11 protein-coding genes are annotated in these 11,957 nt (G+C 32.3%); all 11 read left to right on the forward strand.

Annotation, left to right across the window (positions count from 1 at the left end):
• The first annotated feature begins 50 nt into the window (after nucleotides 1–50).
• Nucleotides 51–671 (forward strand): acetyltransferase, encoded by a 621-nt coding sequence (locus tag AC1D0Y_RS08085; RefSeq protein ID WP_274155910.1) that lies wholly within the window; start codon nucleotides 51–53, stop codon nucleotides 669–671.
• Nucleotides 672–736: 65 nt separating this feature from the next.
• Entirely contained in the window at nucleotides 737–1,852 is a 1,116-nt protein-coding gene (locus AC1D0Y_RS08090; RefSeq protein WP_274155909.1) for a DegT/DnrJ/EryC1/StrS family aminotransferase, read from the forward strand.
• Nucleotides 1,853–2,083: 231 nt separating this feature from the next.
• Nucleotides 2,084–3,361, forward strand: coding sequence for an MATE family efflux transporter (locus AC1D0Y_RS08095; RefSeq protein ID WP_274155908.1), 1,278 nt, complete (start codon nucleotides 2,084–2,086; stop codon nucleotides 3,359–3,361).
• Nucleotides 3,336–4,790: a hypothetical protein gene (locus AC1D0Y_RS08100; protein WP_477707460.1), complete on the forward strand. Its 1,455-nt coding sequence runs from the start codon at nucleotides 3,336–3,338 to the stop codon at nucleotides 4,788–4,790. The genes AC1D0Y_RS08095 and AC1D0Y_RS08100 overlap by 26 nt, the downstream gene beginning before the upstream one ends.
• On the forward strand, nucleotides 4,787–5,956 hold the full coding sequence (locus AC1D0Y_RS08105; protein ID WP_477707461.1) for a glycosyltransferase: 1,170 nt from the start codon (nucleotides 4,787–4,789) through the stop codon (nucleotides 5,954–5,956). Before AC1D0Y_RS08100 ends, AC1D0Y_RS08105 begins: the two co-directional genes overlap by 4 nt.
• 1 nt (nucleotide 5,957) lies before the next feature.
• Nucleotides 5,958–6,878 (forward strand): glycosyltransferase family 2 protein, encoded by a 921-nt coding sequence (locus AC1D0Y_RS08110; RefSeq protein ID WP_477707462.1) that lies wholly within the window; start codon nucleotides 5,958–5,960, stop codon nucleotides 6,876–6,878.
• A 3-nt stretch (nucleotides 6,879–6,881) separates the two neighbouring features.
• Complete coding sequence (locus AC1D0Y_RS08115; protein ID WP_477707463.1) at nucleotides 6,882–7,448, forward strand: acyltransferase; 567 nt, start codon at nucleotides 6,882–6,884, stop codon at nucleotides 7,446–7,448.
• 54 nt (nucleotides 7,449–7,502) lie between these two features.
• A complete protein-coding gene (locus AC1D0Y_RS08120; protein ID WP_477707464.1) occupies nucleotides 7,503–8,645 on the forward strand; it encodes a glycosyltransferase family 4 protein in 1,143 nt (380 codons plus the stop codon).
• A gap of 60 nt (nucleotides 8,646–8,705) precedes the next feature.
• The gene (locus AC1D0Y_RS08125) at nucleotides 8,706–9,311 is read left to right on the forward strand and encodes a sugar transferase (RefSeq protein ID WP_274155902.1); all 606 of its coding nucleotides are present in this window, start codon (nucleotides 8,706–8,708) and stop codon (nucleotides 9,309–9,311) included.
• Nucleotides 9,312–9,485: 174 nt separating this feature from the next.
• Complete coding sequence (locus AC1D0Y_RS08130) at nucleotides 9,486–10,862, forward strand: UDP-glucose dehydrogenase family protein (protein WP_477707465.1); 1,377 nt, start codon at nucleotides 9,486–9,488, stop codon at nucleotides 10,860–10,862.
• Nucleotides 10,837–11,868: an SDR family NAD(P)-dependent oxidoreductase gene (locus AC1D0Y_RS08135; RefSeq protein ID WP_274155900.1), complete on the forward strand. Its 1,032-nt coding sequence runs from the start codon at nucleotides 10,837–10,839 to the stop codon at nucleotides 11,866–11,868. Before AC1D0Y_RS08130 ends, AC1D0Y_RS08135 begins: the two co-directional genes overlap by 26 nt.
• The last annotated feature ends 89 nt before the right edge of the window (nucleotides 11,869–11,957 follow it).

Genomic DNA, 11,957 nt, shown 5'->3' on the forward strand with positions numbered 1-11,957 from the left:
GTTATAAAAGAAGGTAGTTTTATCTTTAATAAGATAAGGAGTAAAATATTGTGGCTAAACTATTAATTTTAGGTGCAGGTGGTCATGGGAAAGTAGTATCTGAAATTGCTCAGCTTATGAAACAATGGGAAGAAATCAGTTTTCTAGATGATAGAGAAGATATTTCAGAAGTATTAGGCATTCCTATAGTAGGTAAGTTAACTGACCTACCTACACTAAGGAGTGAATATGAATATGCATTTGTGGCTATCGGTAGCAATAGTGCTAGGCTTAAGTGGGCAAAAAAATTAATTCAACAGGATTTTAAAATACCAATCCTTATTCATCCCTCTAGTACAGTAAGTGTGAAAAGTTCTATAGAAGAAGGAACTGTAATCATGGCGGGATCAGTAATAAATCCAGATGCGAGAATCGGTAGAAGCTGTATCATTAATACAGCTTCTACAATTGACCATGACTGCATATTACAAGATGGTGTTCATACATCTCCTGGTACTCATCTTGGTGGTAGTGTAAAAGTCGGGGAGCGAACGTGGATTTGTATTGGAGCTTCTATTATAAATAATATTAATATTGGCTGTGATTCTGTTATAGCAGCTGGGGCAGTTGTAATTAAAGATATACCAAGCAATGTTCTAGTAGCGGGTGTACCAGCAGTTATAAAGAAATAGTTTTATTAATTGCGATGTAGTAAAACAAACTAAAAAACACCTTACAAAGGAAGGAAGTCCTTAATATGCAAGATAGAATTTTTCTTTCTTCTCCTCATATGAGTGAAGAAGGATATGAAATGGAATATGTAAAAGAAGCTTTTGATACGAACTGGATTGCTCCTCTTGGAGAAAATGTAAATAAGTTTGAAGAAGAGTTAGCAAATAAAGTAGGTTCTAAATCAGCAGCAGCTTTGTCTTCAGGAACAGCAGCCATCCACTTAGCTTTAAAAGCAGCTGAGGTAGAAGCTGGCGATATTGTTTTTTGTCCAACGCTCACTTTTTCAGCTACCGCAAATCCAATAATTTATCAACATGCTACTCCTGTTTTCATTGATAGCAATGAAGAAACATGGAATATGTGTCCTGAAGCGTTAGAGGAAGCTTTTGCAAAGTATCCTACCGTAAAAGCTGTTATTGTTGTGCACCTATATGGACTATCGGCGGATATGGATAAAATTATGGAAATTTGTAATAAACATAATGTACCAGTTATTGAAGATGCGGCTGAAAGTTTAGGGACTTATTATAAAGGTCAACATACAGGTACCTTTGGCGACTATGGTATCTTCTCTTTTAATGGAAATAAAATTATCACAACTTCTGGCGGGGGAATGCTTGTCTCCAACAATGAAGAAAAAATCTCAAAGGCTCGTTTCTGGGCTACACAGAGTCGTGACCAAGCAAGACATTATCAACACAGTGAATTGGGCTTTAACTATCGTATGAGTAATGTTGTTGCAGGTATTGGTCGAGGTCAATTAAAGGTTCTAGATCAACGTGTAGAGAAAAAAAGAGAAATTTTCTCTTATTATAAAGCACAATTAGAAGGTCTCGAAGGAATAAAATTTATGCCCAGCAACGAATGGGATGAACCGAACTATTGGTTAAGCAGTATGACTTTGAACGGCAAAGTGAGACCTCTTGATGTTATGGAGGCGTTAGAAAAAGAGAATATTGAGTCAAGACCTGTTTGGAAGCCAATGCATATGCAGCCATTCTTTGAAAAATACGATTTTGTTGGTCAAGGTATTGCAGAGAAGTTATTTAAAAATGGTTTGTGTTTACCTAGTGATACCAAAATGACTTTAGATGATTTAAGAAGAATAACAGGAATTATTAGACGTTTATGGATATTATAGTTAAAATTCCACTTTTGATAATTTAAGGTTAAAGCGTAATGTATAATATTTCTTAAATATAATAGCTAAGTTGTTGTAATTTCCTGTTCGAAATTGAATTTTTTATAATGGTCAATACTATAAAGAGTAATCAAATTATTTCTCGTGTTTAGAGCAAAATAATTTAATAATTGATATTTATACATAATATCCCGTTAAAGTTTTAAGTAATGATTAAATAAGGATGATTAAATGAATGGAAAATTAGATTCTTTAATAAGGAAAGTCTTTGGTGTTTTCTTAGGGTCCACAGTCTTCATGGCATCACAATTCTTAATAATTGTAGTACTAGCAAAATTAGGATCTCCTCGAGAAGTAGGGGAGTTTGGTTTAGCAGTAGCTATTACAGGTCCAATATATATGTTTTTTTCTATGCAATTAAGAAGTATGTATGTAACTGATAGAGATCAAAAATACAAGTTTATGGATTATATGTCTCTGTGTCTTGTTAATGCTACTATAGCTCTGGTAGTAACTGTTTTATGTGTATTAAATAAATCTTCTGAAATGGTATTTTTGGTCTTGTTATATTCAATAGCTAAATTTTTACAAACATTAGGAGAAATCATATATGGCAAGATGCAAAGAGAGGAGAAACTTGTACTAGTAGGGGTATCTAATTGTTTAAAGGGCATAGTATCCCTATTTTTTTTCAGTATTATTTTCTATGTAACAAGAGAATTAGTTTTTGCAACTCTAGGAATTGTTATTTCTTGGTTTTTGGTACTATACTTTTATGATTTACCTAAAAGTAATCTTGAAAGAACGACTCAGCTATTTAAAGGGTTAATAAATATTAAATTTCATAATATGAAGAACCTATGGATTTTAGCTCTTCCTTTAGGTTTGATCTCTCTTCTGTATTCTTTCAATACTAATATAACTAGATATTTCGTAACTTACTATTTTGATGAAACTGCTTTAGGTTATTTTACTGCATGTGCATATTTAATGATGATAGGTAACACATTTATTGGTGCTGTGGGTCAAACGTTAAGTTCTAGAATGGCGACTTATTATAATATCTCAACAAGCAATAACAAGTTTAATAAATTACTAATCTCTATGGTTCTGTTTGGTTTATTAATAGGAGTTCTCACTACAATACTAACTAGTTTTTTAGGTAGTGATATATTAACAATCTTTTATGGTAGCGAGTATAGTCATTATTCTATATTGTTAACATTATTAATGAGTGCCACAATTATACGCTATCCAGCAGAATTCATAGGCTATGCTACTATTGCATCAAGAACATATAAATTTGAAGTACCTATGTTAATTATAATGTTGATTAGTAGTGTAATAAGTAGTTGGAAACTAATACCTTTAATGGGTCTCAACGGAGCAGCTTTTTCAATATTACTTTCTTCATTAATAGCAGCCATAGGAAGAGTAGTTATTATTATTAGGGCAAATAAATTAAAAGCGAGTGGTAAAATATATGAACAAACTAAACACATCAGTTAGATATTCAAAGGTACCGTCTGAATATTTATTAGGACCTTTATTAATGCTTCTAATTCTTTCTGTTAGTGTATTTTATATTATAGAGAATAATTACAGTAATATTCTTATAATTATTCCTATTATGATTACTTTCATCTTTCTTGTTCCAAGGCTTTCGTTAATCATAGTAGGCAAACGGCCCCCCTTTGATGTTTGGTCTATATTTACTTACACTGCTCTTTTAGTTTTTATCTACTCTCCTTTATATCATTTAATCGCAGGGAGACCTATTGCTAAAAATTTGCCTTATGACATGACAGAATTGATTTTTTATATAGCATGGACTTGTGTACCAATAATTCCTCTCTTTTATTTAGGATCCTTATTAGTAAAAAAGAAATCCGACTATATTAAACATAGTTATGAAAAAGAACCTATTAATAAATTTATTAATATAGGGATATTCTATATCCTTACAGGCATGTGTGCTAATATAGCTATCATGATTGCCGGGGGAATACCACTCGTAGCAGGTACGTTATTCGTATTAAAAGATTTCTTTAGTGTAGGACTACTTTTGGTTTATTATGGAGTTATAAAAAAACTAACAAATAAAGGAATAAAAGATAAAAAAAAGCATCAAGTATTATGTTTTATTTCATTAATAATCATAATATTTTTAATTTCCTATTTTAATTTAGAAAGGGGAAGTAGGTTTTTTATCTTAATATATGCTTTTTGGGGATTGCATATATATTCAACTCATGTGGCAAAGGTAAATATGGCTAAAATTTTAATAATAATTGTTCTGTTGATACCATTACTTACTCAATACAAGTTGTATAAGTATACAGATTATGATAGTCAATATGTTTTAGATTCTAACTATAGATCCCAAATACAAGAGCAATATAGTCAGTTAACACCTACTTATACTCTAGCTACTGATTTAGGAAGATATTATATTTGGATGTTATATTATCAAGAACTACAGCCAGGTGGAAACATTGATTATCAGTATGGAAAAACATATTTAGATGCCATTCTCACAATGTTTCCAAAATGGATTGTAAAAAATAAGCCACCAGGGATGATTGAACTCTCTCATGATGCTGAATCAGGAAGAGGGTACTATAAAGCCTATCATCCTAGCACTGCTAAAATAGGAGGATTTTGGGCGGAATCTTATGTTAATTTTGGCATAATAGGAGTATGGCTTATGGCCATTGTAGGAGGATATATCTTAGGTCTTTTAGATAAAATAATCAAAGCTAGAAGCTTAGGATACATTACCCCTGTTTTAGCAGGGTTAATAGCTACTTTCGGTTCGGAAATTTTACTTCAAGATTCTAGATTAATTCTTTGGCATTTATCTAAATACGTAGTTACCGTAATTCCTCTAATTGTATTACTAAAATTAAAGACGAGAAGAAAAGGAGAGGCAATATGAAGACAATTTTTGCAATAAGCTCAAAGTACTACATGAATAGAGGGGAAGTTTGGACAACAACTTCATATAACAATGACATGTGGAGAGAATATTTGCAAAACTTTTCTGAAATTCACGTACTAGCTCCAATTATAGAAGTAGATCAATTACCTAAAGGTTGTAAATTAGCAACCATGCCCAATGTGAAGTTTGTAGACTCTTCGGCTTTACATAAAAAAGAATTATCTGGAATTACAAGGTTGTTTAGGATGGTGAAAGAAATTGTTAGGAGTGTGGACTGTGGAATTTTGCATAGTCCATGTTTTGAAGCTGAGCTAGCCTATCGTGCTTTGAAAAAATATAAAAAACCATATATTGTAGAAAATCGTGGAGAACAATCTATGCATGCGGGATTTTTGAAAGCTAAACATCTTCCTTTCCCTAACACCATAGCCAGTGTATTTAAAAAGATGCATTTAAACCACTTGGAAAAAAGTTATGGATGTATTTATGTTTCTGAAACTCTTCGTGAACGTTATTATCCGAAAAATGCTATTCAATCAGCAGTAATTAGTGATTTAAGACTTCCAGACCACTTTATAAAGGAAGCTAGGGAATGGGGAACTTCACCTCATGTATTTAAAATAATTAACGTTGGAAACCTTAGCCCTTATAAAGACCAAGCAACTTTATTGAGGGCTATAAAAGTATTGAAGGAAAAAGGAATAAACAACATTGAGTTACACTTAGTTGGTAAAGGACCATTAAGAGAAGAATTACAAACACAAGCCGAGCAAATGAATATTAAAGATAATGTAATTTTTCATGGTTTTGTTCCCTGGGGTGAAGAGCTGTTTTCTTTATATGATAAAAGTGATTTATTTGTTTTATCTTCGTTAACTGAGGGAATGCCGCGTGTAGTACTAGAATCACTTGCAAGAGGATTACCAGTTGTATCTACTGAAGTCTCAGGCTCAATAGAAGTATTGCCTGAACAATGTATTGTACCAGTAGGAGACTATAAAGAGTTAGCAAATACAATTTCAAAACTAGTTAATTCACCTGACATACTCACCCAACTTTCAGAAGAAGGGGTTAAAATGATGCAAAGTTTTACAGAAACTAGACTTCTAAAAAGGAAAGTGAAATTCTTTTCTGAATTTAGAGAATTAGTAGGAGGTAATTAAGGTGTCTAATCCTTTTATTAGTGTGGTTATTCCAAGTTATAATCCAGGTAAGTTGCTGAATGAAGCTATAAAAAGTATACACATGCAAACTTATAGAAATTACGAAATAATCATTATAGATGATGGGTCAACGGATGGAACAAGAGAATGGTTAGAAAATAATGCAGATAATCTTAAAGTTAAATATATGTTTCAGAGTAATGCTGGAGCAGCTGCGGCCAGAAATAAGGGCGTAGATCTAGCAAAAGGAGATTATATAGCATTTTTGGATGCTGACGACATCTGGTTACCTACAAAGTTAGAATTACAGGTTAAATCTTTAAATAAAGGTAAAGATGAATGTTTGTTATCCTTTACAAACGGATTTGTAGTAAAAGGAGAAGAAACGTTACAAATAATAATGGATAATTTAAAAGATAAAGATAAGCCAACAGAGTTATTTGATTTATATGCAAAACCTCCTGTAAAGGTGGATTTTAACTGGAATTTCAAGATTCATTCTATACCTACTAGTAGCATATTAGTGTCTAGATCTTTGTTCCAAGATGTAGGTGGGTTTCCACATCTTATTCAAGGAGAGGACTTTGTGCTTTTGCAATTAGTATTAAGTAAAACAAATGCTGTTTGCTTACACCAACCACTGATGGGATATAGATCTCATAGCAATAATAGTAGTTCATCTTTAAAGAAAAGTAACTTTAGGCAAAGAATGAGTAAAATTTCCAATAAAGATAAAGCAAGAATAGAGTTATATAATCTATTATTAAAATCTACAAATGTACCACCAGTCCTTAAAAATTACAGATATTCACCGTTTATTGTAAGGTTTCTGAAGCTGCTTCTTTGGAGGTTTTCTTACGGAACCAACAAAGGCAAAATAAAGAAGGATTTTATTAGATATGTAACTGGAAAGGGAGTTTGATTTTTGAGGGGCAGAGACAAAGCACAAAAATATAAAATAGTACTAAACTTTATGACATTTTTCTTTAAGCTCTTTCCTAAGAAATTTAGATATGTTTTTCTATCGATGTTTCGTAATACTTCTGGCTCCTTGGGGCTTGCACTAAGATTTAGTTTATTTAAGACTCTTTGCAAAGATTGTGGAGAGAATATAATGATTTCACCTGGTTCGTACTTTTTTAATTTGGAGAATATATCGTTAGGAGACAATATAAGTATTCATCCTTTATGTTACATTGACGGATACGGCGGTTTAATAATAGGTAATGATGTATCAATTGCTCATAATTGCTCATTAATCACTTTTGAACATGACTACCTATCAGGAGGTATTATTAGGGATAATCCAGTAAAGGGAAATAGAATTATTCTAGGTACTAACATTTGGGTAGGATGTGGCGTGAGGGTTCTTTCTGGATCTTGTATAGATAATAATACTGTGATAGGAGCAGGAGCAGTAGTGAGAGGTGAATTGGGAAAAAACGGTCTTTACGCTGGGGTACCTGTGAAAAAGATTAAACAGGTACCTTAGGATATGGTTGTTCTTCATGAAAAAAATATGTTAAAGATGGGGGTTTAAAAAGAATTGATTAAAGTTGCACATGTTTGTACCTCAGCTGTAAGTCATAAAATTTTAGTTGATAAATTAGATTTATTGATGGAAAAAGGGTATGAAGTTTATTTGATTTCTTCTAATGAAGGATTGAATAAAGAATACATAAGACATAGTAAAATAAAATTTCGGTACATAGATATGAACCGAAAAATTAATCCAATAGATGATATTAAATCAATTACTCACTTATCTAAATTATTTAAAAAAGAAAAATTTGATGTAGTCCATACTCATACAGCTAAAGCAGGAATTTTAGGAAGGGTGGCAGCATCTATAGCTAAAATCCCCTTAATTATTCATACAAGTCACGGTCTACCTTTTTATGAGGGGCAACCTAGGCTCAAATATAAATTATATAGTTCTTATGAAAGATTAGGAGCGAAATTCTCCCACGCTCTCGCATCACAAAATGAAGAGGATATTAGTAAGATAAAAGGGTATGCGTCGAATAAACCAGTGTTTTATGAAGGTAATGGTATAGATATAAATAAGCTAGATACTATAAATACAGATATTAATGATTCTATTCTTGATGAATATAGAAAAAAATATAATATTGATATAGATACTAAGGTAATATTTATGGGGGCGAGGTTTGAACCAATAAAAGACCATGAGATGTTAATAAAAGCCTTAAGTTTTTTTAAAAAAAACACCAAACAGAAGTTTGTGTGTTTACTAGCTGGTGAAGGACCTCTAAGAAGATATATAGAGGAAAAAATTAATACTTATAATCTAAAAGATGAGGTCAAAATAATTGGCTTTCAAAAAAATGTGTACCCATTAATTAAAATGTCGGATATTATTTGTCTAACATCTAAGAAGGAAGGTATACCGAGAATAATTATGGAATCCATGAGTTTCCGTAAACCGGTTGTAGCTACCAATGTACTTGGGACTAAAGAATTGGTAAGTCATAATAGTAGCGGAATATTAGTTGAATATGGGGACTCAAAAGGTATGGCCGAAGCAATCGAAAAGGTCTTTGAAAGTAACACATTAGCAAAAGAATTTGGTTTGCAAGGAAGGAATATTATTACTAATAAGTTCACCGAGCAAATAGTAGTAAACAGGATAGACAAAATCTATAAAAAAATGCTAAAGGAAAACTAAGTTTATTACCACGTATATAATTTAGAAATAATAAAGTTTTAGGTTTAAGGAGGAAAAATATTGAAACGCTTCTTTGACTTCTTTATTTCATTATTAATGATTTTAGCACTGTCACCAATTATTTTAATTGTGGCAGTTCTTATAAAAATTAAATTAGGATCACCTATTATCTTCAAACAGGAAAGACCCGGAATAAATGCTAAATCATTCTATATATATAAATTTCGTTCAATGAACGATAAAAGAGATAATAGAGGAATACTATTGCCTGATCATCTAAGAATCACACCGTTCGGTAATCTATTAAGGAAATTAAGTCTCGATGAACTTCCACAGTTATTTAACGTCTTAAAAGGAGATATTAGTTTAGTAGGACCTAGGCCTTTACTAATGGAGTATATAGAACTTTATACTGTTTATCAAGCTAGAAGACACGAGGTTAGACCGGGTATAACAGGATGGGCGCAAGTAAATGGTCGTAACTCTATATCATGGGAAGAAAAATTCGAGTTAGATGTCTGGTATGTTGATAACCATTCATTTTGGCTAGATATAAAAATATTAATGTTAACGGTAGTTAAAGTTTTTAAAAGGGAAGGTATAAATCAAACAAATCGTGTGACAATAGATAAGTTCAAAGGTACAAAACAAAATAATACTTTCTGAAAAAATATATAATTATAATTTTATTTATTATAGTAATAAAGAAAAATAAAGGCCAGTAAGATTTTAAAGATAACTTAACTTGAAAATGGTATAATAGGGACTTTATTACAATTTATGTTGATTGAGTTAGGCTCAAATATAAATATTTAATAATTAGTAAAGGGAGGAGAAATAATGTATAAGATAGCTGTGGCGGGAACAGGTTACGTTGGCTTAGTAGCAGGCGTATGTTTTGCTGAAATGGGCCATCAAGTAAATTGTGTAGATATTGATCAAAATAAGGTAGAGTTAATGAAATCAGGTATTTCACCTATCTATGAAGCAGACTTACAGCACTTGATGATAAAGAATTATGAAGAAGGAAACCTTAACTACACAACAGATTATCAGTCCGCTTATAAAGATGCAGATGCTATTTTTATCGGTGTAGGAACTCCAGAACAACCAGATGGATCAGCTAACCTTTCTTATATTGCAACTGTTGCAAGACAAATTGCTGAATCAGTAGAAAGGAATTGCTTAGTCGTGGTAAAATCCACCGTCCCAGTTGGAACAAATGATAAAGTAGAACAATTTATCCAAGACTTCTTAATTAATGATGTGAGAGTAGAAGTTGCCTCAAACCCGGAATTCTTAGCTCAAGGATCTGCTGTACATGATACTCTTCATGCGGAGAGGATTATCATCGGAACAGAAAGTAAATGGGCTGAAGAACTTTTACAAGACATCTATAAACCATTTAATCTTCCAATTGTCTCAGTAAACAGAAGGTCGGCTGAGATGATTAAGTATGCTTCAAATGACTTTTTAGCATTAAAAATTTCTTATATGAATGATATTGCGAACCTTTGTGAGTTAGTAGGAGCTGATATTCAAGACGTTGCTAAAGGAATGAGCTTTGATAAACGTATTGGTAGCAAGTTTCTAAATGCAGGTATTGGATTTGGTGGATCATGCTTTCCTAAAGATACAAAAGCATTAGATTACCTAGCAAAGCAAAATGGTTACGAGCTAAAAACAGTACAAGCTGCTATTGATGTAAATAAAGAGCAAAAGACAATGCTTTATAAAAAAGCAAGTCGTCGACTTATTACATTTAATGGTCTAAAAGTTGCTATATTAGGTCTAACGTTCAAACCGGGAACAGACGATTTACGCGAAGCCGCTTCTCTTGAGAATATACCTTTATTATTAGAGCAAGGTGCAGACATTTATGCGTTCGATCCCGTTGGAGCAGCCAACTTTGCGAGAGTACATCCTGAAGGTCGCCATACAGAAGGAAATATTACTTATGTGTCTAATATAGAAGAGGCAATCAAAGATGCCAATGTTTGTTTCATTTTTACAGAGTGGGGTGAAGTAAAAGAAGTTAAACCAAGTATGTATAAGGAACTAATGCGAACTCCATTAGTTTATGATGGACGAAATATCTACAGTATAGGTGAAATGGAACAAGCACAAGTAGAGTATCATTCTATTGGAAGAAAAATAGTAGAAAGACAAAACATGAAGGAGCCAAACCAACGTGAGTTACAATCAATTAGATCTTAGTAAAACATATCTTATTACAGGAGCAGCGGGATTTATTGGCTACTTCTTATCAAAGAAATTACTAGAGCAAGGATGTACAGTTATTGGAATTGATAATGTTAATGACTACTATGATGTAAAGCTTAAACATACTCGTCTTGAGCAATTGGAGCCGTACGATAAATTTAAGTTCCTAAAAATAGATATTTCAGACAAAGAAGCTCTTACAAATGTGTTTAAAGAATATAAACCAGAAATTGTTGTAAACTTAGCTGCTCAAGCAGGTGTGCGATACTCAATTGAAAACCCTAGTGTGTATATGCAAAGTAATGTTATTGGTTTCTACAATATCCTTGAGGCATGCAGACAATATCCAGTAGATCATCTAGTTTACGCTTCTTCAAGTTCTGTGTATGGTTCTAATAAGAAAGTTCCATTTGAAGAAAGTGATTTTGTTGATCATCCAGTATCACTCTATGCAGCAACTAAGAAATCTAATGAACTAATGGCTCATACTTATAGTCACTTATATAACATTCCAGCTACAGGGCTTCGATTCTTCACAGTATATGGTCCATTGGGACGACCAGACATGGCTTACTTTGGGTTTGCAAATAAGTTTTTTGTAAATGAGCCAATTAAAATTTTTAATAACGGTGATTTCGAGAGAGACCTATATAGAGATTTCACCTATATTGATGATATTGTAGAAGGAATTGAACGTTTACTTCCTAACCCTTCAAATGGAGAAAACAACGCTCCTCATAAAGTGTTTAATATCGGAAATAATAATCCAGAGAAATTAATGATTTTTATCGAAACTTTGGAAAAATGTTTAAGTAAATCCCTAGGCAGAGAGGTAGTATTTGAGAAAATATTTGAGCCTATTAAGCCTGGAGATGTTCCGGCTACATATGCATCGACAGAGTTGTTGCAAAGTGCTGTAGGATTCAAGCCAGAAACTTCAATAGAAGAGGGATTGCAAAAATTCTCCGATTGGTATGTAAACTATTATGTTAGAAAATAAACGTTGAAATTGAAAGGTGCCCCAATTTAATTAAATAAGGTAGCATAATAAAACTAAATAATTTTATTATGTTGTCGATATAAAAATAG

The organism is Priestia sp. P1_B12_1, from assembly GCF_056406695.1.